The organism is Capnocytophaga gingivalis ATCC 33624, from assembly GCF_000174755.1.
Classification (GTDB): domain Bacteria; phylum Bacteroidota; class Bacteroidia; order Flavobacteriales; family Flavobacteriaceae; genus Capnocytophaga; species Capnocytophaga gingivalis.
This window is the reverse complement of the sequence record NZ_ACLQ01000018.1, coordinates 18,693-41,765: the sequence shown is the minus strand read 5'-3', so window position 1 is coordinate 41,765 and position 23,073 is coordinate 18,693. Positions and strand designations below refer to the sequence as shown.

Here is a 23,073-nt window from a genome sequence, read left to right as displayed (position 1 = left end):
GCTATGCCTTGGTATTCTTTTTAATAATTTCTTCAGCTAAGCTGATATAGTTCGCAGCTCCTTTGCTTGCTGCATCGTAGCTAATGATTGTTTCCCCGAAGCTGGGAGCCTCACTCAAGCGTATGTTCCTCTGGATAACAGTCTCAAAGACCATTTCACTAAAGTGCTTTTGTACCTCTTCGACCACTTGGTTCGATAGGCGCAAGCGTGAATCATACATCGTGAGCAAGAGACCTTCTATATCCAATGCTGGATTATGGAGCTTCTGTACACTCTTGATTGTATTGAGAAGCTTTCCTAAGCCCTCCAAGGCAAAATATTCACATTGGATAGGGATAATCACCGAATCCGCAGCGGTAAGAGCATTGAGGGTTAGCAGTCCTAAGGAAGGAGCACAGTCTATAATAATATAATCATATCTGTCTTTGATAGGTGCGAGAGCCTCCTTGAGCTTATACTCACGGCGGGACTTATCGACCAGTTCTATCTCGATAGCTACCAAGTCAATATGTGCGGCTATCAGATCTAAATTGGGCGAAGAGGTAGGAAGTATGGCACTTTCTGCTGTAGCAGAATGCTCCAATACATCGTAGGTTCCTCTCTTTACTCCTTCTACCTCTATCCCTAATCCAGAGGTAGCATTGGCCTGTGGATCGGCATCTATCAGGAGTACTTTCTTTTCCAAAACACCTAAGGCAGCCGCTAAATTGATAGAGGAAGTAGTCTTACCCACCCCTCCTTTTTGGTTGGCTATAGCTATGATTTTGCCCATAATATCTTGTTCTTTTTTCAGAGGGTAAAAGTACGGCTATTTTTGCGATTGACAAAACAAAGTTATTAACACGGCTGTTAAAAAACCGCAAACTGGTATGAGCTTGTAACTCATACCAGTAATCTTATTTTCCCTTATGCTGTAATCATTCCTCCATCTATTCTCAGTACTTGTCCTGTGATATAGGAACTCATATCTGAGGCTAAAAACACACAAGCATTGGCTATATCCTGGGCGGTTCCGCCTCTCTTAAGAGGGATAGAATCACGCCAGCCTTGTACTACCTCTGGAGCAAGCTTAGCTGTCATTTCCGTTTCTATAAAACCAGGAGCTATGGCATTACAACGAATATTGCGAGAACCCAATTCCAAAGCTATTGATTTGGTAAAGCCTAAGATCCCTGCCTTAGAAGCAGCATAGTTGGCCTGACCAGCATTTCCTTGTACGCCTACTACACTGCTCATATTGATAATATTACCACTGCGCTGCTTGAGGAATACCTTCTGTACCGCCTTGGTCATATTAAAAATAGACTTGAGGTTCACGGCTATAACTTTATCAAAATCAGCCTCACTCATACGCATCAGTAGGTTGTCTTTGGTAATTCCAGCATTATTGACCAATATATCGATTCCTCCAAAATCCTCCAACACTTGGTTCACTAAGGCTTCACAAGCCTCAAAATCAGCAGCATTGCTCTGATAAGACTTTATTTTAGCTCCTTTGTCTTTTAGTTCTTGTATCTCAGCTTCAGCTTCTTCGGGTGCAGTACCATAAAAAGTAAAAGCTACATTGGCTCCTTGTTCTATAAAGGCTTTTACGATCCCAGCCCCTATACCACGGCTACCTCCGGTAACAATCGCGGTCTTTCCTTGTAATAAATTCATTTTTTATATATTTATACGTTATATTCTTTATTCTATCGGTTGGAGACTGAAAAAATATCTATCAAAATCCTCCGCGCGATATTTTCTTTTTATCTTAGGATGATTCATTTCTATCTGCACAATACTATCGGAAAGAAATTCATACCTCCCGTAATAAGTAGTGTCTCGAATCATTTCATCATCCAAATATTCTGAAAAACACAATTCTCCTTTATCAAAAAGCATCTTAGTTGCCACATAGTATGCCCTTCGCTGCTGATAATATACTGCTTTTTTTATACTATCAAACATTTTCCACCTATCATTTACCCTGAGTGTAGCCGGAATATCTCCTGTATCTGTACAAAGAAAGCCCATAAGCTGCCCCTCTTTTGTATAGATGACTTCTCTCTCTGTATTGTCTAATACTTCTTTTAAGGTTATTTTTTCTCCTATACGCTTTAGATAAATATCGTTTGCAGGCCAAAGGGTTCCCCTGCGATTTCCACCTCCATAACGACTCATCATAACAATCACATCAGGCTCGTAACCTTCCTTTTTAACCTCTTCACTTACATAGACTGGCGGTGCTTCAAACCCTATAAAGGTAAATTCGTGATACCTTTTCTCTGGAAGTCTAAAATATCCTTTCTTATCGGTAAAAACCTCTCCTACTTGACACTTTCCTATAGGATTTCCTTGGTAATCCAGCACCCGACCTGTGATAATAGGTCTTGCCATCCGCGAAACCAAACACGAAGTACATAAGATACTTACAAGAAATAGCACATAGTTTTTCATAGGTTACCTCCTTGATTTTCGTATCATATACACTGCCAATAGGGCGAACATGGCATTCGGTATAATCACCGCCATAAGGGGGGTAATCCCTGACTTTTCGGCCATGATTCCAAAGATACGTTCGAAAAAGACATAGGAAAATCCGATAAGTACTCCAAAGGCTAAATTGACTCCCATACCTCCTCTTTTCTTGACCGATGAAACCGCTACTCCTATAATGGTTAATATAAATACGTTAAAGATAGCTGCCCAGCGACGATAATATACCAGCTCATAAATGCGGATATTAGGAGACCCCTTTTGACGCTCCTCAGCAATAAACTTGTTCAGTTCAAAGAAATTTTTAGTCTCGGCGGCATACTCTATCGGGAGTAAGTCTGTGGTCTTGAAGTTCAAGAGAGTATCCTTCTGATACACCTTCTCATAGATATCATTCCAGTCTCCTACCTTGCGATGGGTATAGTTATAGAGGCGATAGGTCTTTACACTATCATTCTGCACCCATTCTATGGAATTGGCTGTAATCTTATCGGTCATCCTCAGTCCATCGAAACGCTCCAAGACAAAGTTCGCCCCTTGGTTTGTATTGGCATCGAAACTACTGACATAGATATACTCATTCTTATTCACCTGATTGTATAATCGACTCCCTTTGCTATAAAGATCCTTAGAAAGATAAGTGCCATAGAACTCATTGTACACTCCACTGGAATAAGGTACCACGAACATCCCCATCAACAGTACAAAGACCGAGAGTATTGTCGCTCCATAGAAGTAAGGTCTGAGGAATCGGTTGTAGGAAATTCCCGAACTGAGCATGGCTACAATCTCCGTTTTTTCGGCCAGCTTGGAGGTGAACCATATCACCGAAAGAAAGAGAAAAATAGGAAAAAGGATATTGGCAAAATGCACCACAAAGTTGGCGTAATACTTGATAATCGCCTCGGTGGGAGCATGGTTGTCCGTCATCTTCTGGTTCTTCTCCGCATAATCCACCAAAATACCAATGGGGATAAACATCAGAAAGAGCGCCGAATAGGTTAAGAAATAGCGCTTGAGTATGTATCGGTCAATTATTTTCATTCCTTATCAAATTTCGCTATTTTATAAGCGGTTGTTCATTTGTCTGACCATTTGGTCTTTCCACTGGGAGAAATCCCCTTCCATGATATGTCGTCTGGCCTCACGCACCAGCCAGAGGTAGAAGCCCAAGTTGTGAATGGAGGCTATTTGCTTGCCCAAAGATTCCTCAGCAGCGAAGAGATGGCGCAAGTAAGCTTTGGTATAGTAAGTATCTACAAAGGTATAGCCATTCTCATCGATGGGGGAAAAGTCATTTTCCCATTTTTTATTCTTGATATTAATGGTTCCATGAGCGGTGAAGAGCATCCCGTTACGCGCATTGCGAGTAGGCATCACACAGTCCATCATATCCACTCCCAAGGCAATATTCTCCAATATATTAATAGGGGTTCCTACTCCCATGAGGTAGCGAGGCTTATCCTTGGGGAGTATATCACAGACAATCTCGGTAATCTCATACATCTTCTCAGCAGGCTCTCCTACCGAAAGTCCCCCGATAGCATTGCCATCAGCCCCCTTAGAAGCTATATACTCAGCGGAGATTTTGCGCAAATCTGGATATACAGAACCCTGAACAATAGGAAACAAAGATTGATTATATCCGTACTTAGGAGCATTCTCTCCCAAATAGGCAATACAACGGTCTAACCAGCGATGGGTCATATGCATAGAGCGCTTGGCATAGCCATATTCGCAAGGGTAAGGAGTACACTCGTCAAAGGCCATAATAATATCAGCTCCTATACTGCGCTGGATCTCCATGGATTTTTCCGGAGAAAAGAAATGATAGGAACCATCGATATGGCTTTTGAAACGCACTCCTTCTTCTTTTATCTTTCGAGTACTGGAAAAAGAATATACTTGATACCCTCCACTATCGGTAAGGATATTTCTATCCCAATGCATAAACTTATGCAAACCTCCTGCCTGCTCCAGTATAGAAGTAGTAGGACGCAAATAGAGATGGTAGGTATTTCCTAAAATAATATCTGCATTGATATCCTCGGTAAGTTCACGCTGTTGTACTCCCTTGACAGAAGCCACTGTCCCTACTGGCATAAAGATAGGAGTTTCTATCACACCATGATCTGTGGTAATACGTCCTGCACGTGCCTTGGTGGTGGTATCTGTAGTCTGTAATTCAAAATTCATATAGTACCTTATTTTCAGGGTGCAAAGATAGTCAAAATTTAGCTTTTAGAAAAGTTGTGTAATAAAGTAAATAATAAGCCCTACTGCTCCGCCTACTAAAGTACCATTAACACGGATGAACTGCAGGTCTTTGCCTACCTCCAATTCCAATTTTTCACTCAACTCTTTGCCCTCCCATTGTGCTACCGTAGCTGAAATGAGATGTCCTACTTCTTGTTTGTTTCTTAGTACAAACTGATAGGCTGCCTTCTGCACCCAAGTATCTATCTGAGATTGTAAGGAGGTATTGGCTCGTAGCTCCTCGGTGAGGTGAGAGATTCCTTTGTGCAGCAATCTGGTGAGTTGTCCCTGCCATTGGGGAGTATCAAGCTGTTGGACAAAACGGTAAAGTTCCTGAGTAATTTCTGCTCGGATAGGATGAGTGGTATCTTGTGCCATCTTCAGTATATACTGATAGAGCCCCTCGGCAACCTTCTGGGCGATAGCCTCTCGGATAAAGGCAGGAACAAGGAGGGGAAACTGATCATCTATCTCTCGCTCCAGAGTCTTTCGATGGGTATCAAGATAGATAGCCACCTTCTTAAGCCCCTCGGTGAGCATCCCCTCATGCTTATGTTCCTCAAGAAACTGCTCCAAGAGGGCACTTACTTTGGTATGCAGGGGATAACTTTCGAGAAAAGTTGTTAGCTGAGTGAGGGTACGCTCCTTAGAGAGCCATTCCAAGAGGAAAGAGGAAGGTTTTATTTTGATGATATAAGGGCGTACTTGGCCTGAGGAAAGAAAGTTTTCTACTACAAAGGCTCCTAAGTTCTCCCCTATATCGTTCTTTCTCTCCTCTATAAGGTTGGTATGTGGGATATTCAGCCCCATAGGTCGGCGAAAGAGTGCTACCACGGCAAACCAGTCCGCCAAGGCTCCCACCATAGCCGCTTCTGAAAAAGCCTTCAGATAGCCCACCCAACTCCACTGAGGTGCTTTACGCTGACAGATAACAGCTGTTATATAGAGGGCTAACATGAGTAGTAAAAGTCCTAAGGCAAGGTTCTTATGCTGCTGGAGCTTTTTTTGTTTAGTATCTTGATGCATTGATTAGGATATACTTATATTTTATTCCTCATAGGAGGGCTCTGGGTAGTCCAAGTAAGTAGCCTTATACCCTTGTTCTTCTTTGGTCAAAAGTATCTTGTAATTAGTATAGCCTTCTTGGAAATTTCTATGCATTTTAAGCACGATTCCATCAGAAGTTAGTGCTGCATTAAGTACTTTCTCTCCGCAACCTTCGTCATTACAAAATTCTAAAAAATCTACTTTTCCCCTTGAAGAATGATCATAATTAAATACCTGATGAGCGATATCATTTTTCTCCAAAGTAACCAAGCCCTTGAAGCCATCTATGGAGACCAATACTACAGGGTCAAAAGGAGAGCCACAGCCTGTAAGCTCATCTGTAAAGATAGGTTGTCCATAATATTCTGTTCGATAAATCCGAATTGCCTGTGAAGCGCCAAATACTTTTTCAAAAGGCTTCTCTAAGAGCTTATAGGCACGCCTTCCGTCAAGAATAAGGGGTTCTCCATTGGGCAATTCAGCCTTTACAAAATGATACTCATTACAATATTCTTGAGTATCATTATACATTAGCTCCGAAATAGCCTTGATTGTAACAAACTTCCGATCCAGATCCATGCGATACTCCAAGAATTTCCCTTTTTTATCATAGGTAGCAATAGTATCCCCCATAAGGATAGCCTCCCCTTTCTCTCTTTTGAAGGTAATATCACTCACCCCATCGGGAATATTGGGGCTATAATCAGGCATGGTATCCACCTGTGGGTAACCATCATCTTCTTGTGAATAATCACCAGCCACAATAGGCGGTTCCTTTAGCTCATCCGAATCAGAAGAAGACGGTTTAGAAAAAAAGTTACAACCTGCTATGCATAATGCAACTACAATATAAATGATTTTTTTCATGCTTAATTAGTTTTTTCTGTTACCAAAATAGTCTCCCAACCATCATAATTACCATGAGTGTCCAAGGCTATATCTATCAGATTCCAAGTGTCACCATCTATATCCATAGGTGTATTTTCCTTGGAGAGGATCAGACAATAGCCTAAATCTTCTTGCGACTCCTCACCCTCTTCTGGTACTACTTTTTCACTACTATACACGGTAAAGCCTAAAGTCGCTGCTTTTTCTATAGCACTAAGCATATCCTGCTCAGTATCAAAATAAAGCCAGTGCTCTATAGGGCGTGGCACCTCTACTTGGTCGCCGTGTTTCTCACAAGCGGAAAGAATCTCCCGATTATAGATGGTCTGCTTTTCATAAATATTAGGATACAAACCCTTCAGGAAGAAATTCCAGGGCTTATCCTCGGAGCATTCCACCTGATAAGTGTAGCCTATCTCACTATCCCAAGTAGCACTTAAGCGTTCTTGCAACTCCTCAGGTGCTTGTGAATAAAAATACCAAGTAACCTCACCCTGCACGGTAAGCACAGCCACTAGTATATCTTTATCGGACTGCAAGGGACATAGTACTTTGTCCTCTATCGCATAAATCGTAGGACGTTCCTCATCGGAAGAGAAGCCATTTTTGTCAGGATTTTTTAGCTCTATTGTAATCCTTACGCAATAGGAAAAACCTTCCAAAGGAGCTACTTCATTAAGGGCTAAGTTCAATCGGAACACCGCTGGATCATCGTCAAGCCAGCTTCGGTAAACGTTCCATTCTTGAGGAATTTTATTTGTCATTTCTTTTAGGTTTTAGGGATTAGTCGTTAGTTGTTAGTGATTAGTCGTTTTTACTTTTTACCTTAATTACTGCCACCATCCTCCTGAAAAGGTTACTCTCATCAGGAAATAATTACCCTCAAGTGAAGGTGTTACTCCTGATAGGGTTGGGTTCTGCAAAAAATACTGAAGGCTCAGTTGTACGATATGCCGTTCCAGCTCAAAGGTATTCTGTACACCTAAGGCGAAGACCATACGCGTTTTCTCGTTCTTATCCAAGTCTTTTCTATCCTTTAGTCCCTCATCCTTGGGAGTGAAACTTACCCCACAGCCTCCCACAGAAGCCAAAGCACCAAAGTGATAGTAGTCATTTTCAAAGAAAGGATAAGAGTATTCCAAAAGCACAAATACGCCTGAGAGGCTATTTTTCTCGGAGGTAAAATGTTCATAGATAGGAGTGGAGGAAAACGTTCCTTTCGCATAGTCATAGACATATTTTTTCTCTCCTGTGTCTCGCTGATAGTGGACTGGATATTGTCTTTTTGTAGCCATTAAAAAGCCTGCGGTAAGTCCCAAAAAGCTCCCTTCATCTGCTAGCTGTAGGCTCACCGATATAGGGTTTAGCATAACCCCCGCCTGCTGATTGTCTCCCAAAGGGAACGCCGCTCCTACTCCCAAGCCCATAAAAAAACCATTTTGTGCCACCATAGTCCCTGAGAAGAGCAGAAAAAACAAACTAATAGATATTCTTTTCATAATCGTTAGATCTTAAGTTCCAAAGCCCCAACCTTGGCCAAGACATACTTGCCTATGACATCAAATTCCAGATTGACCTTGTCCCCTACCTTGAGAGTATGGAAAGAAGTATGCTCATAGGTATAAGGTATCACTGCCACTGAGAAAACACCTTTTTGTGAACCAACCACCGTCAGGCTCACTCCATTGACGGTAATAGAACCTTTCTCTATGGTCATATTGCCTACTGACGGGTCATAATGAAAGGTAAAGATCCGGCTCCCCTGAGCGTCCTCTATGGAGTGGCAAAGCCCTGTCTGATCTACATGTCCTTGTACAATATGTCCGTCCAAGCGCTCACCGAGCTTCATAGCACGTTCGAGATTGACCCTGTCACCTACCTGCCAAGTACCTAAAGAAGTTTTCTGTAGGGTTTCATCAATGGCTACTACCTCATACACTTTTCCTTCGATTCCTACTACTGTCAGGCACACGCCGTTATGATCTACACTTTGGTCTATCTTGAGCTCTGGAGCAAGCTCACTCTCTATAAAAAAGTGGCGATTTTTATCTTGAAGAGAAATTTTTGCCACACGACCAATTTTTTCAACAATTCCTGTAAACATTTTCAATAATTTTATGTATTTTTGCACCTTCAAACGCACGCGCTGAAAGACGATGCAAATTAACAAAAAAATGAGCGAAAAAACAAATATTCGTATAGGAGTTTCCATAGGGGATCTCAATGGGGTAGGTTTGGAAGTGGTAATGAAGACATTTGCCGATGAGCGTATGTTGGACTTCTGTACACCTGTACTCTTTGCTTCCAACAAGGTGATTGCCTTTGGAAAAAAACAATTTGGGATTGATTTCACTTACAATGGTATAGTTCACCTCAATTCTATTATCGATCACAAAATCAATGTCATGAATATCTGGCGGGAGCTACCTCCCATTCAGTTGGGGGTTCCTACTCCCGAGAGTGGTCAGTGCGCCTTGGAATCTCTTTCTGCAGCAGTAGCTGCCCTGAAGGAGGGGCTTGTCGATGTACTGGTTACAGCTCCTATCAATAAGAAAAATATACAATCCGAAAGTTTTCACTTCCCTGGCCATACAGACTACTTGGCTCAGGAATTGGAAGGAGATAGCCTGATGTTCATGGTCTCCGATGAGCTTCGTGTAGGCTTACTTACCGATCATCTCCCTCTAAAGGATGTCGTAAAAAACCTCAGTCAGGAATTGGTAGAGAAGAAAATCCGCCTGATGGAAGCCTCTTTACGTATGGATTTTGGAGTTATTCGCCCCAAAATAGCAGTATTGGGTATCAACCCTCACTGTGGCGACCAAGGGGTCATCGGCAATGAAGAGGAGAGAATCATTCACCCTGTGGTTCAAAAGCTCTACAAAGAAGGAATTTTAGTATTTGGCACTTACAGTGCTGACAGCTTCTTTGTATCTGACTACAAGCACTTTGATGGGGTTATAGCTCCTTATCATGACCAAGGACTGATCCCCTTCAAGATGATGTCCTTTGGCAAGGGGGTCAACTTCACTGCTGGACTTTCCAAAATACGTACCTCTCCTGATCATGGCACAGCTTACGCTATTGCTGACAGGGGTATAGCTGATGAAAGCTCCTTCCGACAAGCTGTCTATACCGCCATCGACATCTTCCGAAGACGTACTGAGAATGAAGAACTTATCGCCAATGCACTGGATGTTAATAGCTTAGACAAAGGATTCCTCTCTAAGGAGAAAGGAGACTAACAATAATTGTCAATTGTTAATTGTTAATTGCTTATTCCCTAAATCCTAAACTAAAACTCAAGGAACTACCAATGATTATTAGCATATTGACTCATCAACTTATTAATAATTAATAATTAACCATTAACAATTAACAATTGTATTTATGGACTGGTTTTTTAATCTAATGACCAACCACGAAAGTGTCGCCTATACTGTCATAATTTACAGTATAGTCATTGCTGTAGGAGTAGCTCTTGGGAAGGTACGTATAGGAGGAGTATCCTTCGGTATTGCTTGTGTACTCTTTGCTGGGATTGCAGCCTCTCATTTTGGTTTCACTGTCAATGGTGAAGTACAGCATTTTGTAAAGGAATTTGGCCTTATTCTGTTTGTTTACACCATTGGGTTACAAGTAGGACCTGGTTTCTTTGCTTCCTTCCAGCGAGAAGGAGTTAAGTTCAACGCCTTGGCTGTATTGGTTGTAGGGCTATGTATGCTTACTGTCATTGCCCTCCACTACCTCACAGGGATAGATATGCCTACTATGGTAGGGATTATGTCCGGAGCGGTAACCAATACCCCAGGACTGGGAGCTGCTCAGGCCACTCTAAGCGACCTCTCCCCTACGGCTTCTGACTCAGTACTCTCCACTGGCTATGCTGTGGCTTATCCTTTTGGGGTATTGGGAATTATCCTTGTCATGCTCGGCATGAAAGCTTTTCTTAGAATCAATATAGAGACTGAAAAACGCCTACATAGTTTCAAGCACAGAGGCGAGCATTCTACCATAGTGCGAATAGCTTTCCAACTGGAAAATCCCGCACTTTTCGGAAAAAAACTAAATGCTATTCGCCAGACATTAGATTTCAACTTTATCTGTTCAAGAATTTCGAAAAATGGGGAAGTAATCCTAGCTAATGACCATATAATTCTAGAAAAAGGAGATATTATTCTCTTTGTAGTAGATAAGCAATATACTGAAAAACTCAATAACCTCATTGGGGCTGTCGTCAAGACTGAAGAATATTTCACTGAAGCTGCCAAAGAAAAGAAATTTATTTCCCGCCGTATCAATGTTACTCAAAAAGAGGCTTATACCAAAAAACTCTCTGAAATGAACATATATGAGCGTTTTGGAGTCACTGTTACGCGTGTATACAGAGCTGGTATTGAGTTTGTAGCCTCCCCTGATACCAAATTACAGTTTGGGGATACGATTACCATCGTAGGGGATGAAGAACGCATAAAGACTGCTACCAAGGAATTTGGTAACTCAAAGAAGCGCCTAAGCACCCCTCATATAGCTGAACTCTTCTTAGGAATCACCTTAGGGGTACTCTTAGGAAGTATTCCTTTCAATATTCCAGGTATTCCTGTACCTGTCAAATTAGGTTTAGCAGGTGGTCCTCTTATCGTTGCTATCCTTATCAGCCGCTATGGCGGACGCCTTTCGGTAACACACTATGTATCCCAGAGTGCAAACCTAATGATACGTGAGATTGGGATTGTCCTCTTCTTGGCCAGTGTTGGCTTGGGTGCTGGACAGAACTTTATCAAAACCATTACCGAGGGGGACGGACTATTATGGATGGGGTTAGGAGCGATCATTACCTTAGTACCCCTTGTAGTCACAGCTTGGATTTCTCGCTGGAGAGGAAAACTCAATTATTTAGAGACTTGTGGGCTTTTGGCAGGCGCCTCCACAGACCCTCCTGCTTTGGCTTTTGCGAATGATTCTACCGGCTCCGATGTACCGGCTCTGACCTATGCCAGTGTATACCCTCTGACAACTTTCATGCGTATCATGGTCGCTCAGTTGCTGATTGTTTTCTTTGCATAACACACAATAACCCTATAAAAAAGACGCAATAAATTGCGTCTCTACCTATAAAAATACTCCCTATTACTTAGAGCAAATAGGGAGTATTTCATTTTTTACCAATCGGTATTTTTCTATTTCTTCAGCAGAGGCTACCTCCGTGCATGGCAAGGGCAGCACCGAAAAGCCTATACTGCGCAGCTTGTCAAAATAATCCATACCATAGATCCGCACATGGTCATATTGACCAAAAATACGCGCCCGCTCCTTGGGATCAGTAATAGAATCATCAGCAAAGGTCTCGGCTCGCTCTATCTCTTGGGGCACTTGGAAGATTCCCCAACCTCCCTTCTTGAGTACACGATAGAGTTCTCGCATCGCTTGGGTATCGTCTGGTATATGTTCTAAGACATGGTTGCAAAGTACCACATCAAAGGATTCATCTTCAAAAGGCAAGGCGCAAATATCGGCTTTGACATCAGCCAAAGGGGAATAAAGGTCTGAAGTGATATACTCCAAGTTGGCTTGCCGCTTAAAGCGCTTATAAAAAGCCTGTTCTGGGGCTATGTGCAATACCTTGAGCGGAGCTGAAAAGAAAGAGGTTTTCCGCTTGAGATACAGCCATAGCAACCGGTGGCGCTCCAGTGATAAGGTAGAGGGCGAGAGCACCCCCTCACGCACCTTTCCATAACCATAGGGCAGGAAACGACGGAAGCTACGCCCATCTATCGGATCCGTATAGCGACTCCCTTTATAGTAAAATGCCAAAAGAGGCCTCACCCAATAGCTGGCACGGATCAGCCACGGACGTGGTATTGTATTGAGAAGGGTCTTAACCAGGCGCATTACTTATACAAAAATTCGTCCTCCTCGTGGCTTTCTATCCCCAAGGCTTCATAAATATACTTAAAGGTGGAGAGCAATTTAGGCTTACCATCTACAAGGGCAACATCATGCTCAAAGTGTGCTGAGGGCTTACCATCACGGGTGAGAATCGTCCATCCATCACGCAGCTGGTTGATGTTCTTAGTTCCCATATTGATCATAGGCTCTATGGCTACTACCATTCCCTCTACAAACTTCTTTCCGCGCCCTCGCCTTCCATAGTTAGGCATCTCTGGGTCTTCATGCATCTTGGTACCTACCCCATGGCCTACCAGCTCGCGTACTACTCCATAGCCATGTTTTTCACAGTAAGTCTGTATGGCATAGCCCACATCCTCTACCCTATTGCCGAGCCTAAACTCACGGATACCTATATAAAGTGACTCCTTGGTTACTTTCAGCAGTTGTGCTACCTCTGGACTCACCTCTCCTACTGCAAAGGTATAGGCATGATCTCCATAATAGCCATTCTTCAGCGCTCCACAGTCCACCGAGATGATATCCCCTTCCTGCAAAGGCTTGTTGTTAGGAATCCCATGCACTACCTGTGCATTAGGACTTACACAAAGAGTATTGGGAAAACCATATAAGCCCAAAAATCCAGGCTTGGCATCTTGCGAACGTATATATTCTTCAGCCAACTTGTCTAAATACAAAGTAGTTACCCCTGGTTTTATCTCACGGGCCAACATCCCTAAGGTACGAGAGACCACTTGTGCACTCTCATACATAATCTCTATCTGTTCTTTTGTTTTTATTTTTATCATCGAATAGCACTTTACAAACATGCAAAATTACGAATTTAATTATCAATTATTAATGATTAGTGATTAATTAACTTTCCTATAACTTATAATTCATGAGAATATATTATTTTTGCACGCTGAAAAATACTATTTAAAATTAGTTTAAATAAATTATTATTTATGTACAAATATTTATTGTTCTGGGGATTGCTATTGTGCTGTATCCCTTCGCTATGTGCCCAAGAGACAATTACGGTACGCGGACGTGTTACCGATACACAAGGGAGCCCTCTTTTAGGGGTTAGTGTTATATTGGAAGGAACTACCAAAGGGGCCTCCACCAATGAAAAAGGCTTCTACGAGATTCATCGTGTGCCTCTTGGCTCACAGACTTTTATCTTTAGCTCCATCGGGTATGAGACTGTCAAAAAGGCCTTCGAGGTCACTCCCAATCCCTCAGGCAACCATACCCACTTGGATATTGCCCTACAGGAGGAAACCCAAAAACTGCAAGAGGTGGAAATCATCGGACGAAGAGAGAGTTCCTACAAGAATACCTCTTCCTTCTCAGGCACCAAAACAGCTACCGCTATTCGTGATATTCCTCAGACAATCAATTATGTAACCAAGGAAGTAATCCTCGACCAAGGTGCCTCCACTGTGAATGATGTGGTAAAGAACATCAGTGGAGTGAGCCAATACACCACTTATAATGATTTTAGTATCCGTGGGTTCCGAACTACAGGAAACCGCAATTCGGGTAACCTCCTCAATGGGATGCGTGCCCAAACAAGCCTTTGGTCTTCCTCGTCCTTGGCCAATGTGGAACGTGTAGAAGTCATCAAAGGTCCCGCCGCAGCGCTTTTTGGCAATGCCGCGCCTGGGGGAATCATCAACCGAGTTACTAAAAAACCGCTCTTGGAGCGCCAACATACCATTTCAGTAAATACTGGTAGCTGGGGTACGCTCAAGGCCTATGGCGACTTCACTGGCCCCTTGAACGAAAGCAAGAGCCTGCTCTACCGCCTGAATCTTGGCTATGAAACCACTGACGGATATCGTGATCTACAAGGACGCAACACCCTGACCATTGCTCCTTCCTTTTCCTTTATCCCCAATGAAAAGACCCGATTCAATGTGGATATAAGCTATCAACGCTTGGATGGTAAGGTAGACCGTGGTCAGACCATCTTCGGTGATGCTGACCTCTACTCGGTACCTATTACCCGATCTCTCAGTGCCACCAATGACTTCCTTAGGGAAACTCAAATGAACATCACACTCGGGCTTACTCACAAGATCACTGAAGACCTTTCCTTCAATAGTACCTACCTGAATTCCTCCTATAGCGAAGACCTCAGAGAGCATAACCAAGCCAATAGCTACTATATGCAACAAGGAAACAAAATCAACACGGGGGATCAAAGCAAAATCCTTATGCAAGCACTGCTCAGAGAGCGTACCTTCCGCAACAATAGCTTTAATAACTACCTGAACTATACCTTTGCCACAGGTGCCCTGAAACACACCCTCTTGGTTGGCTATGACTACTTCCAGGTAGAGCTACTCCCTGGAGCATCACAGCTTACCGCAGGAGGCTATTTGCTTAAAAATGGAAAGACCACCACTACCTTTGACCCTGCTAAAATCAATACCTATGTACTGGATGCCAATGGCAAACCTTTGACCAATGTGGCTGTATTTGACCTAAACAACCCTACTGCTGGTAATGTAATGAAAGAGACCAACAAATACATCTTTACCTCTGGCAATACCAAGCCTTCCCTACAGACTTCCCACGGGGTTTACCTACAAGAACAATTGGAAATCAGCATGGTAAAAGTACTCTTAGGTCTTCGTAAGGAGTTCTTCGTGGACTATACCAACTATAAGGAAAACAATGAGGAAAAGATAGAACAACAAGCTCTTATTCCCCGTATAGGCTTGGTAGTGACCGCTACTGACAACATTAATTTTTACTCTACTTGGCTCAAAGGCTTTGAACCTCAGTCCGCTTCGATACAGGCAGACCCTGACCGCTATGGAGGCCCCTTTGACCCTGTCTATAGTGAGCTCTATGAGGTAGGGGTCAAGACGGATTGGTTCCAAAAGCGCCTGAGTGCTACCGCTTCTGTCTTTAAGATTATCCAGCAGAATTCCCTCTACCCTGCTTCCCCTGCTGTACCTGGTAAGCCTGACCTAAGAATGCAGATCGGAGAAGAGGAGTCCAACGGATTCGAGTTTGACCTCGCGGGAGAAATCACCCCCAACTGGAGCATTTTAGCCAGCTATGCTTATATAGATGCCCGTATCACCAAGACCGCTTCCAATAGCGAAAAGGACTTCGATATGCAGCGTCCCTCAACCCCTCGCCACTCTGGGAATATCTGGACAAAGTATATCATCACTGAAGGTTCTCTCAAGCACTTAGGCTTTGGGGCTGGGTACAACTTTGTTACCGAACGCTATGGACAAGTAGGTCGCCGTGCCAATACCACCGTATACCCAGGTTATGGTCTGGTGAATGCAGTACTCTACTACAAGATTAACCAAATACAATTCCAAGCCAACCTGAATAACATCCTAAATAAAACCCACTGGGTAGGCGGCTATGACAAGCTACGTTCCTTCCCTGGAGCCCCCCGCAATGTCAATATTTCTATCTCTTACAAATTTTAATCCTCTTTTTCAGTAAAAAAGGTTGCCAAAATGGCAACCTTTTTACTATTCACTTTTCTCTAAATTAGGCTAATATCTGTGTAGCACGTACAGTGTTCACACGGCCTTGGTAGCTGATAGGCATAGCGCTAAGGCTGATGACAATATCCCCTACTTGCACGTGTCCCTCTCGAGTAGCGATACGGTTGATGTCCTCTATAGTCTCATCGGTGGATACATAACGATCATAGTAGTAGGTCGTTACCCCCCATAATAGGCTGAGCTTGGTGAGCAGGCGTCGGTTGGAGGAGAAGACCAAGATATGAGCACTGGGGCGCAAGGCAGATACCTGAAATGCCGTATAGCCACTACCTGTAAGGGTGGAAATAACCTTAGCATCCATATCATCGGCAAGCTTGGCAGCACTCAAACATACAGATTGAGTAACAAAACGTTCATTGCCCTCACGTACTGGCGGGATACGAGGAACATTGATAAACTCGCAATCCTCTACACTATTGATAATGCTGGACATTCTCTCGATAACCTGTACTGGATATTTCCCTGTGGAAGTTTCTGCGGAAAGCATCACTGCATCGGCTCCGTCTATGATGGAGTTGGCCACATCGTTTACCTCGGCACGAGTAGGGGTCAGACTCTCTATCATGGTTTCCATCATCTGGGTAGCAATGATTACTGGAATACGTGCTTCCTTGGCTTTGCGTACCAATTCTTTTTGGCGAAGGGGTACTTCCTGAGCAGGAGTCTCTACAGCCAAGTCACCACGAGCTACCATCAGTCCCTGACAGTTGGCGATAATCTCATCTATATTGACTAAAGCCTCTGGTTTTTCTATCTTGGCAATAATGGGAACATTCTCAGTAGTATGCTGCTTGATCAGTGTCTTGAGGTCTTCTATATCCTTGGCATGGCGTACAAAGGAAAGTGCTATCCAATCCACCTCTTGTTCTATAGCAAAGATAGCATCTTTGATATCTTTTTCAGTAAGAGCTGGTAAGGAAATGTTAGTATTGGGTAGGTTTACTCCTTTTTGGATTTGAGCACACCTCCTTGCAGTACTTTGGCTACTACTGTATCTTTCTCATTGGTGGAAATCACCTCGAAAATGAGCTTACCATCGTCCAAAAGTACACGTTCCCCAACTTTTACATCGCGGGGGAACTGGGCATAGTTCATATAAGCACGCTCTTTATTCCCTACAAAAGGTTCGCCTGTGATGAAGGATATCTGATCTCCATTCTCTACTACCACATCGTCCTCCATCACTCCTACACGGAGCTTAGGTCCTTGCAGGTCTCCCAATAGGGCTACATGGGTTTTGAGTTCTTCTTCTATAGCACGTACTTGGGCTATACGTTGCTTCACCTCGTCATAGTTGGCATGAGAGAAGTTGATACGGAATACATTAGCCCCTGCTAAAATCATCTGTCTGAGAATTTCTGGGCTATCAGTAGCAGGTCCTAAGGTAGCTACTATTTTAGTTTTTTTTCGTCCTATCATACTATATATTTAAAAAATTAATTTTGATTTGATTTCATTGAGTTTTCGCTGCTCTTTGGCTGGGATTTTCCCCTCAGGAAAAAGGGCTATCTCGTAGAAAAAGTCTATCCAACGAAGCTCCTTTAGCAGTGTTGTCGCACTAAGAGGCTCCTCCAAGGGGGTGATTCTCAGGAAATAATCTACTTTAGGCAATTCTTTTATAAGCAATTGATTTTCTTCTACTTGCAAAAACATCCCTACAGAGACTTCTTTGCGTACTTTGTTGGTTATCAGATACCACTTTTTCTCTCCTTCATAGGAGAAAAACGGAAAAAAGGTATCAAATTCCTTGTCATACAAGTCTTTCCTTTCGCGCTTAAGGCCGATATGAAGGGAGGTATTGAGCCAATAAGCCATCTTGCAAGGGGCAAATCTCGCATGTAGGGCAACCAGAAGCTCTTCCTCTTGGTAAGACTCAAAGTCCCATTCTAATACTAAGGCCATGACAAAAGGAAAAGGTTACAGACTATCTCCCTCTGAAGAGGTCTCTGGCAAATGTAGAATCTCTACACCAGCTTTTTCTAAGAACTCTATCCCGCTGGTATCTCTATAGGAATCCTTGTACACTACACGGACAATGCCAGCTTGGTGTATGAGTTTGCTACATTCCCTACAGGGTGACATGGTGATATAGAGCGTCGCTCCAGCACAAGACTGGGTGGAGGCCGCCACCTTGAGAATGGCATTTGCTTCAGCATGGAGCACATACCATAGGGTATCCCCCTGAGCGTCCTCACAACAATTATCGAAACCTGTAGGCGTACCATTATACCCGTCAGAGATGATCATACGGTCTTTGACAATGATAGCCCCTACTTGCTTTCGCTGGCTATAGGAGAGTTTTGCCCACTCCTGAGCCATACGCATATAGGCGCGGTCGTATCTTTCTTGTTTTTCCATATCTGGCAGCAAAGGTACTACTTTTTGAAGAATATCGTTACGTTATTAAAGAATTTATTTACTAACGGATGGGCATGATTTCAGCCACCAATTTAGGATACATTTTCTGGAGTTCTCTTCCACTCTTGGGTTCCCTGTCCATAGCAAAGTCACCACTGTCATAATTGATTTCAGGCCATTTTTCATATACTGTATCGCGAATGATATCCTCATCACTATCTGGACGGGCTTCGGAATTAGCTCTACTAGCTACATAAAGTAATCCTTCTCCCCAAGTATCTCCTATATCAAAATGGTACTTACCCGAAACAAAAGATTCTATATCTTTAGTAATATCGTCATAAAATTCCTTTCCTTTGAGTAGTAGCCAACAGCGGAAATAGATAAAACCATCATCAGAAATATAACCATCAAAGTTGTAAGTGTCACCTTCTTTTTCATATTCATTCTCTAAAATAATAGAAAGTTCTGCTATAGGAGCTGTATAAAGAGAGATGAGCTTCTGTTGCAAAGTTTTTTCAAAAAGAATCAGTTTTTCCTCGCTGTATTTGGAAAGGTAAGTGGTGAGTTTTTCTATATGTTCGTCCAAATCATAGGCCTCCCAGTCTTTTTTATTGTATTTGTAGCTCTTTTCTATAGCTTCCCAGAAGAAATAGTCAGCCTTTTCCTCTTCAGAGTATTCTCTTTTCTCAGGAGCTGCTTCGCCTTCGGCAAGTTCGGTATAGCCTTTCTTGAGTTTTTGTGCGATGAGCTTTTCGCTTTCCTTGATACATTCCTCAGCTGTAGCAAATTCCTTTACAGCTTCACGCCCTGCGGTACCTGTTTTTCCATAAACGACAGTTTGGGTAGTACCTTCAAACTCAATATCCCAAAACTTATCCGATTTGGCATCTTGATATACAAATCTTCTTTTCATATATTCTTATTTTACAATTTATTATTACTTATTTGGAGCTTTTTAGCCAACTCAATATGAGCTAAGTGGTGCTTGCCATGCCATACACTCTTGGCTATTTCTTGTTTTATAGATATCGTTTGTCCACTCTGTGGGTGCCGGTAAGTCTTTTCAAAATCCTCTGGGGTGAGGGCTCTCAAGAACTTCCACCAGCGCCAGTGTACTCCTTCTATGATACGTAAGGAGGGAGATATATAAAAGTCTTTTGCCTCAGGAATCTCTGCCCACAAGGTTTCTTCGTAGGGTTTTACCATAGGGTTTTCCTCTGTCAGAGCGAGCTTACAGCGAATAAAGCTATTCATATCCACATCGGCTAAGTGATGTACTATCTGAGCTATTGTCCAGCCTCCTTCTCTATAGGTAAGGTTGAGTATATTCGGCGGACATTGCTTCACTGCTTCCTCTAACAAATAAGGAAATCGCCTGAGTTCTTCTATATAAATGGTTATATGCTTCTGAGTAATTTCCTTAGGAAGTTCAAAAGCACCTATAGGATATCTAATTTCATCCATATTTATATACGATTACCATTAGTCATTCGCTTGCCATTATTTATCATCATTAAAAGCCCTCCTAAGAGCAATGCCACAAAGACAAACAACCATTTCCCTATTCCATATATTGTATATCCAAACACTACAAATTGTGTTATCTCCATACAATAACGTCTATCATCTTCAGGGCAGAGAAAATAAGTAAAACTCATCATTGTAAACCAAAAAGTGGTGATATAGAAAATAAAAATGAGCAAAACCCCTAAGATAAAGTTCTTTAGCCTGCTATAGAGATGAAATTTCACCTTTTGCCCTACAAAATAAGCCAAAACCAAAGTAGGTATATAGAGTGCTGTAATAGCGGCATAGGTGCGTATGGTACCCATTGTGGTAACGTAAGTATTTGATTTTTGGTTTATTACAAAATGCATAAAGAGACAAAAAAGCACATACTCTACAAGCAAAGACAACAATATATACTTAGTAGGGGCTTTCATATTATGACTAACTTTGCGCAAATATACGAAATAATAAGCAATGATGAATGATTAATGAATAATTTTTTTTAATCTTTTACCCATTACCTTTTACTTTTCTTTTTAAAATTGTATCTTTGTCCCGACAAACCCATTAACCCTTATTCATATGGAAATCAAAGATTTACTTTCTATAGCACATACTTATGGATGTCCTGTGTATGTGTATGATGCTTACAAAATCAGATCTCAGTATGAGCGACTTATCAAGGCTTTTGCCGCTGTGCCCAGCCTTAGGATCAACTATGCAATGAAAGCGCTGTCCAATGGTTCTATTCTCAAGCTTATGCGAAAGCTGGGAGCAGGCTTGGATACAGTCTCTATACAGGAAGTTAAGTTAGGCCTGCATGCAGGTTTTGCTCCCGAACAGATTATCTTCACTCCCAATGGGGTCTCTATGGAGGAGATTGAGGAGGCTGCTTCTCTGGGGGTACAGCTCAACATAGACAACCTTTCCATCTTGGAACAATTCGGCAGCAAGCACCCACAGGTACCTGTATGTATCCGCATCAATCCACATGTTATGGCTGGAGGCAACTCTAAGATTTCGGTAGGGCATATAGATAGTAAGTTTGGTATAAGTATTCACCAAGTACCTCATATTCTGCGTATTGTAGAGAATACCAAAATGCACATCAATGGGATTCACATGCACACAGGTAGCGATATCTTGGATATAGATGTCTTCCTCTACGCCGCTGAAATCCTCTTTGATGCCGCCAAGCACTTTAGGGAACTGAAGTTTATTGACTTTGGTAGTGGCTTTAAAGTACCCTATAAGGAAGGTGATATTCAGACAGATATAGAGGAACTGGGGGAGAAGCTCAGCCAGCGCTTTTTGGAGTTCTGCAAGCTCTATGGGAAAGACCTGACCTTGGCTTTTGAACCTGGGAAATTCTTGGTCAGTGAAGCGGGCTTTTTCTTGGTAAAGGTCAATGTAGTCAAGCAAACTACCTCTACCGTTTTTGCCGGAATTGATTCGGGTTTCAATCACCTGATCCGCCCTATGTTCTATGGGGCTACTCACTTTATAGAAAATATCTCTAACCCAGAGGGAAAGAAACGCTTTTACTCGGTGGTGGGCTACATCTGTGAGACAGATACTTTTGCCTCTAACCGACAAATTGCAGAAATCTCCGAAGGGGATATCCTCTGTTTTAGGAATGCAGGTGCCTACTGCTATACTATGGCAAGCAACTACAACTCACGTCCTCGCCCTGCCGAAGTCCTCTGGATAGATGGGCAAGCCAAGCTCATACGCAAGGCAGAAACCCTTGAGGACTTACTGCGCAACCAAGTAGAGATTGACTTATAAAATATTAAAAGGCTATCCCTTTGTGAGATAGCCTTTTTTACAAACAGATATTTTCTTTGATGAAACGTTTATTTTACTTTTTCTACAATTGCTTTGAAAGCCTCTGGGTGATTCAAGGCTAAGTCAGCGAGAACTTTACGGTTAAGCTCTATCTTATTAGCCTTAAGAGCTCCCATGAACTTTGAATAAGACAATCCATAAGGACGAACCCCTGCATTGATACGAACAATCCACAAAGCGCGGAAAGTTCTTTTCTTATTACGACGGTCTCTGTAAGCATATACTAATGCTTTTTCAACCGCGTTCTTGGCAACTGTCCAAACGTTCTTTCTGCGGCCAAAGTACCCTTTGGCTTGCTTCATTATTTTTTTTCTACGCGCTCTACGCGCAACTGCGTTTACTGATCTTGGCATAAATTTCTAATTTTTTTTGTAGTAGGCGACTTTACGTTCTTTTTGAGCCATACTCCAAGGTGAGACAATTATTTTTAACCTGGAAACAATTATTTTAAGCCTAATTGTTTCTTTACGCTAGCCTCGTCATTAGTATGTACTAAGGTAGCGTGTGTAAGAGCTAACTTACGTTTTTTAGCTTTTTTAGTCAAGATGTGACTTTTGAAAGCGTGCTTTCTTTTGATTTTACCAGAGCCCGTTAGTTTGAAACGTTTTTTAGCACTGGACTTAGTTTTAATCTTTGGCATTTTGTTACTTAAAAATTAATGAGGAAAATATCTGTTATTTTGTTATTTCTTCTTGATAGGAGCGATGAACATCGTCATACGCTTTCCTTCGAGCTTAGGCATTTGTTCTACCTTTCCATACTCTTCCAAGTCCACCGCTAAGCGCAAGAGGAGCTCTTGCCCCTGATCCTTGTAGACGATGGAACGGCCTTTGAAGAATACATAAGCCTTTACCTTAGCACCTTCTTTGAGGAATTTCTCCCCATGTTTTTTCTTGAATTCATAATCGTGATCATCGGTCTGAGGACCAAAGCGAATCTCCTTGATTTCCACCTTAGTTGCTTTTGCTTTTAGTTCCTTTGCACGTTTCTTCTGCTCGTAGAGGAATTTCTTATAGTCTACGATTTTACACACAGGAGGCTGGGCATTGGGAGAGATCTCTACCAAGTCCAATTCCATTTCTTCTGCAAGCCGTAAGGCTTCCTTTGTAGGATAGACACCTGTTTCCACATTGTCTCCTACCAAACGCACTTCGGGGACACGTATGTCTCTGTTGATCCGATGTGAAGTCTTTTCTTCACCAGCGCTCTTACTATTGGGTACTTTGTTATTAATGGCTTTTCAATTTTT

The 23,073-nt window shown here is 42.4% G+C and carries 24 protein-coding genes and 1 pseudogene; 4 read left to right on the top strand and 21 right to left on the bottom strand.

Annotation, left to right across the window (positions count from 1 at the left end; genetic code table 11):
• Window position 1 precedes the first annotated feature (1 nt).
• From CAPGI0001_RS05855 to CAPGI0001_RS05810, 10 genes are all read right to left on the bottom strand, one after another.
• Complete coding sequence (locus tag CAPGI0001_RS05855) at window positions 2-772, bottom strand: ParA family protein (protein WP_002667804.1); 771 nt, start codon at window positions 770-772, stop codon at window positions 2-4.
• Window positions 773-906: 134 nt separating this feature from the next.
• Window positions 907-1,659 carry a 3-oxoacyl-[acyl-carrier-protein] reductase gene (gene fabG / locus CAPGI0001_RS05850; protein WP_002667841.1) on the bottom strand — a complete coding sequence of 251 codons (753 nt, stop codon included), beginning with the start codon at window positions 1,657-1,659 and terminating at the stop codon, window positions 907-909.
• Window positions 1,660-1,686: 27 nt separating this feature from the next.
• Complete coding sequence (locus CAPGI0001_RS05845; protein WP_002667772.1) at window positions 1,687-2,379, bottom strand: carboxypeptidase regulatory-like domain-containing protein; 693 nt, start codon at window positions 2,377-2,379, stop codon at window positions 1,687-1,689.
• Between the two features lie 63 nt (window positions 2,380-2,442).
• The gene (locus CAPGI0001_RS05840; protein ID WP_002667679.1) at window positions 2,443-3,522 is read right to left on the bottom strand and encodes an LptF/LptG family permease; all 1,080 of its coding nucleotides are present in this window, start codon (window positions 3,520-3,522) and stop codon (window positions 2,443-2,445) included.
• Between the two features lie 21 nt (window positions 3,523-3,543).
• Window positions 3,544-4,674 carry a tRNA guanosine(34) transglycosylase Tgt gene (gene tgt, locus CAPGI0001_RS05835; protein WP_002667787.1) on the bottom strand — a complete coding sequence of 377 codons (1,131 nt, stop codon included), beginning with the start codon at window positions 4,672-4,674 and terminating at the stop codon, window positions 3,544-3,546.
• A 45-nt stretch (window positions 4,675-4,719) separates the two neighbouring features.
• The gene (locus CAPGI0001_RS05830; RefSeq protein WP_002667920.1) at window positions 4,720-5,760 is read right to left on the bottom strand and encodes a DUF445 domain-containing protein; all 1,041 of its coding nucleotides are present in this window, start codon (window positions 5,758-5,760) and stop codon (window positions 4,720-4,722) included.
• A 21-nt stretch (window positions 5,761-5,781) separates the two neighbouring features.
• On the bottom strand, window positions 5,782-6,648 hold the full coding sequence (locus tag CAPGI0001_RS05825; protein WP_002667820.1) for a hypothetical protein: 867 nt from the start codon (window positions 6,646-6,648) through the stop codon (window positions 5,782-5,784).
• A gap of 2 nt (window positions 6,649-6,650) precedes the next feature.
• Window positions 6,651-7,433: a DUF695 domain-containing protein gene (locus tag CAPGI0001_RS05820; protein WP_002667859.1), complete on the bottom strand. Its 783-nt coding sequence runs from the start codon at window positions 7,431-7,433 to the stop codon at window positions 6,651-6,653.
• A 66-nt stretch (window positions 7,434-7,499) separates the two neighbouring features.
• Window positions 7,500-8,168 carry a hypothetical protein gene (locus CAPGI0001_RS05815; RefSeq protein ID WP_002667862.1) on the bottom strand — a complete coding sequence of 223 codons (669 nt, stop codon included), beginning with the start codon at window positions 8,166-8,168 and terminating at the stop codon, window positions 7,500-7,502.
• A gap of 5 nt (window positions 8,169-8,173) precedes the next feature.
• On the bottom strand, window positions 8,174-8,773 hold the full coding sequence (locus tag CAPGI0001_RS05810; protein ID WP_002667758.1) for a riboflavin synthase: 600 nt from the start codon (window positions 8,771-8,773) through the stop codon (window positions 8,174-8,176).
• A 70-nt stretch (window positions 8,774-8,843) separates the two neighbouring features.
• On the opposite strand from CAPGI0001_RS05810, the gene pdxA reads away from it, so the two are divergent.
• Together pdxA and CAPGI0001_RS05800 are read left to right on the top strand one after the other, a co-directional pair.
• Window positions 8,844-9,914 carry a 4-hydroxythreonine-4-phosphate dehydrogenase PdxA gene (pdxA, locus tag CAPGI0001_RS05805; protein WP_211205495.1) on the top strand — a complete coding sequence of 357 codons (1,071 nt, stop codon included), beginning with the start codon at window positions 8,844-8,846 and terminating at the stop codon, window positions 9,912-9,914.
• Window positions 9,915-10,059: 145 nt separating this feature from the next.
• On the top strand, window positions 10,060-11,736 hold the full coding sequence (locus CAPGI0001_RS05800; protein ID WP_002667896.1) for a putative transporter: 1,677 nt from the start codon (window positions 10,060-10,062) through the stop codon (window positions 11,734-11,736).
• 63 nt (window positions 11,737-11,799) lie between these two features.
• On the opposite strand, the gene CAPGI0001_RS05795 is transcribed toward CAPGI0001_RS05800, so the two are convergent.
• Together CAPGI0001_RS05795 and map are read right to left on the bottom strand one after the other, a co-directional pair.
• Complete coding sequence (locus tag CAPGI0001_RS05795) at window positions 11,800-12,561, bottom strand: class I SAM-dependent methyltransferase (RefSeq protein ID WP_002667748.1); 762 nt, start codon at window positions 12,559-12,561, stop codon at window positions 11,800-11,802.
• Complete coding sequence (map, locus tag CAPGI0001_RS05790; protein ID WP_002667697.1) at window positions 12,561-13,367, bottom strand: type I methionyl aminopeptidase; 807 nt, start codon at window positions 13,365-13,367, stop codon at window positions 12,561-12,563. Before map ends, CAPGI0001_RS05795 begins: the two co-directional genes overlap by 1 nt.
• Window positions 13,368-13,526: 159 nt before the next feature.
• Between map and CAPGI0001_RS05785 the strand changes: the two genes are divergently transcribed.
• On the top strand, window positions 13,527-16,025 hold the full coding sequence (locus CAPGI0001_RS05785) for a TonB-dependent receptor (RefSeq protein ID WP_002667728.1): 2,499 nt from the start codon (window positions 13,527-13,529) through the stop codon (window positions 16,023-16,025).
• 64 nt (window positions 16,026-16,089) lie between these two features.
• Here CAPGI0001_RS05785 and pyk read toward each other — a convergent pair.
• The 6 genes and pseudogenes from pyk to CAPGI0001_RS05755 form a co-directional block, all read right to left on the bottom strand.
• Window positions 16,090-17,525: pseudogene (gene pyk, locus CAPGI0001_RS05780) on the bottom strand (pyruvate kinase).
• Between the two features lie 9 nt (window positions 17,526-17,534).
• Window positions 17,535-18,008: an IPExxxVDY family protein gene (locus tag CAPGI0001_RS05775; protein WP_002667730.1), complete on the bottom strand. Its 474-nt coding sequence runs from the start codon at window positions 18,006-18,008 to the stop codon at window positions 17,535-17,537.
• 15 nt (window positions 18,009-18,023) lie between these two features.
• Window positions 18,024-18,464 (bottom strand): deoxycytidylate deaminase, encoded by a 441-nt coding sequence (locus CAPGI0001_RS05770; RefSeq protein ID WP_040359798.1) that lies wholly within the window; start codon window positions 18,462-18,464, stop codon window positions 18,024-18,026.
• Window positions 18,465-18,525: 61 nt separating this feature from the next.
• On the bottom strand, window positions 18,526-19,380 hold the full coding sequence (locus tag CAPGI0001_RS05765; RefSeq protein WP_002667864.1) for a DUF4240 domain-containing protein: 855 nt from the start codon (window positions 19,378-19,380) through the stop codon (window positions 18,526-18,528).
• 11 nt (window positions 19,381-19,391) lie between these two features.
• Window positions 19,392-19,931, bottom strand: a complete 540-nt coding sequence (locus CAPGI0001_RS05760; protein ID WP_002667709.1) for a YfiT family bacillithiol transferase — start codon at window positions 19,929-19,931, stop codon at window positions 19,392-19,394.
• Window positions 19,932-19,933: 2 nt separating this feature from the next.
• Window positions 19,934-20,299: a hypothetical protein gene (locus CAPGI0001_RS05755; RefSeq protein WP_155813449.1), complete on the bottom strand. Its 366-nt coding sequence runs from the start codon at window positions 20,297-20,299 to the stop codon at window positions 19,934-19,936.
• A 259-nt stretch (window positions 20,300-20,558) separates the two neighbouring features.
• On the opposite strand from CAPGI0001_RS05755, the gene lysA reads away from it, so the two are divergent.
• The gene (lysA, locus tag CAPGI0001_RS05750) at window positions 20,559-21,764 is read left to right on the top strand and encodes a diaminopimelate decarboxylase (RefSeq protein WP_002667795.1); all 1,206 of its coding nucleotides are present in this window, start codon (window positions 20,559-20,561) and stop codon (window positions 21,762-21,764) included.
• A 68-nt stretch (window positions 21,765-21,832) separates the two neighbouring features.
• Here lysA and rplT read toward each other — a convergent pair whose 3' ends face one another.
• From rplT to infC, 3 genes are all read right to left on the bottom strand, one after another.
• Window positions 21,833-22,177 (bottom strand): 50S ribosomal protein L20, encoded by a 345-nt coding sequence (rplT, locus tag CAPGI0001_RS05745; protein WP_002667677.1) that lies wholly within the window; start codon window positions 22,175-22,177, stop codon window positions 21,833-21,835.
• Window positions 22,178-22,266: 89 nt separating this feature from the next.
• Window positions 22,267-22,464, bottom strand: a complete 198-nt coding sequence (rpmI, locus tag CAPGI0001_RS05740; RefSeq protein WP_009641953.1) for a 50S ribosomal protein L35 — start codon at window positions 22,462-22,464, stop codon at window positions 22,267-22,269.
• A 42-nt stretch (window positions 22,465-22,506) separates the two neighbouring features.
• Window positions 22,507-23,058, bottom strand: a complete 552-nt coding sequence (infC, locus tag CAPGI0001_RS05735; RefSeq protein ID WP_081451923.1) for a translation initiation factor IF-3 — start codon at window positions 23,056-23,058, stop codon at window positions 22,507-22,509.
• Window positions 23,059-23,073 lie beyond the last annotated feature (15 nt).

What these genes read in the sequence shown, in the direction of transcription:
- CAPGI0001_RS05830 (WP_002667920.1), bottom strand. Translation starts at nt 5,760, where the DNA reads ATGCATCAAGATACTAAACAAAAAAAGCTCCAGCAGCATAAGAACCTT.
- CAPGI0001_RS05800 (WP_002667896.1), top strand. Translation starts at nt 10,060, where the DNA reads ATGGACTGGTTTTTTAATCTAATGACCAACCACGAAAGTGTCGCCTAT.
- CAPGI0001_RS05795 (WP_002667748.1), bottom strand. Translation starts at nt 12,561, where the DNA reads ATGCGCCTGGTTAAGACCCTTCTCAATACAATACCACGTCCGTGGCTG.
- CAPGI0001_RS05785 (WP_002667728.1), top strand. Translation starts at nt 13,527, where the DNA reads ATGTACAAATATTTATTGTTCTGGGGATTGCTATTGTGCTGTATCCCT.
- fabG (WP_002667841.1), bottom strand. Translation starts at nt 1,659, where the DNA reads ATGAATTTATTACAAGGAAAGACCGCGATTGTTACCGGAGGTAGCCGT.
- CAPGI0001_RS05840 (WP_002667679.1), bottom strand. Translation starts at nt 3,522, where the DNA reads ATGAAAATAATTGACCGATACATACTCAAGCGCTATTTCTTAACCTAT.
- map (WP_002667697.1), bottom strand. Translation starts at nt 13,367, where the DNA reads ATGATAAAAATAAAAACAAAAGAACAGATAGAGATTATGTATGAGAGT.
- CAPGI0001_RS05755 (WP_155813449.1), bottom strand. Translation starts at nt 20,299, where the DNA reads ATGGGTACCATACGCACCTATGCCGCTATTACAGCACTCTATATACCT.
- lysA (WP_002667795.1), top strand. Translation starts at nt 20,559, where the DNA reads ATGGAAATCAAAGATTTACTTTCTATAGCACATACTTATGGATGTCCT.
- CAPGI0001_RS05820 (WP_002667859.1), bottom strand. Translation starts at nt 7,433, where the DNA reads ATGACAAATAAAATTCCTCAAGAATGGAACGTTTACCGAAGCTGGCTT.
- CAPGI0001_RS05770 (WP_040359798.1), bottom strand. Translation starts at nt 18,464, where the DNA reads ATGGAAAAACAAGAAAGATACGACCGCGCCTATATGCGTATGGCTCAG.
- CAPGI0001_RS05855 (WP_002667804.1), bottom strand. Translation starts at nt 772, where the DNA reads ATGGGCAAAATCATAGCTATAGCCAACCAAAAAGGAGGGGTGGGTAAG.
- CAPGI0001_RS05765 (WP_002667864.1), bottom strand. Translation starts at nt 19,380, where the DNA reads ATGAAAAGAAGATTTGTATATCAAGATGCCAAATCGGATAAGTTTTGG.
- CAPGI0001_RS05815 (WP_002667862.1), bottom strand. Translation starts at nt 8,168, where the DNA reads ATGAAAAGAATATCTATTAGTTTGTTTTTTCTGCTCTTCTCAGGGACT.
- CAPGI0001_RS05810 (WP_002667758.1), bottom strand. Translation starts at nt 8,773, where the DNA reads ATGTTTACAGGAATTGTTGAAAAAATTGGTCGTGTGGCAAAAATTTCT.
- pdxA (WP_211205495.1), top strand. Translation starts at nt 8,844, where the DNA reads ATGAGCGAAAAAACAAATATTCGTATAGGAGTTTCCATAGGGGATCTC.
- tgt (WP_002667787.1), bottom strand. Translation starts at nt 4,674, where the DNA reads ATGAATTTTGAATTACAGACTACAGATACCACCACCAAGGCACGTGCA.
- CAPGI0001_RS05825 (WP_002667820.1), bottom strand. Translation starts at nt 6,648, where the DNA reads ATGAAAAAAATCATTTATATTGTAGTTGCATTATGCATAGCAGGTTGT.
- CAPGI0001_RS05760 (WP_002667709.1), bottom strand. Translation starts at nt 19,931, where the DNA reads ATGGATGAAATTAGATATCCTATAGGTGCTTTTGAACTTCCTAAGGAA.
- rplT (WP_002667677.1), bottom strand. Translation starts at nt 22,177, where the DNA reads ATGCCAAGATCAGTAAACGCAGTTGCGCGTAGAGCGCGTAGAAAAAAA.
- rpmI (WP_009641953.1), bottom strand. Translation starts at nt 22,464, where the DNA reads ATGCCAAAGATTAAAACTAAGTCCAGTGCTAAAAAACGTTTCAAACTA.
- CAPGI0001_RS05845 (WP_002667772.1), bottom strand. Translation starts at nt 2,379, where the DNA reads ATGGCAAGACCTATTATCACAGGTCGGGTGCTGGATTACCAAGGAAAT.
- CAPGI0001_RS05775 (WP_002667730.1), bottom strand. Translation starts at nt 18,008, where the DNA reads ATGGCCTTAGTATTAGAATGGGACTTTGAGTCTTACCAAGAGGAAGAG.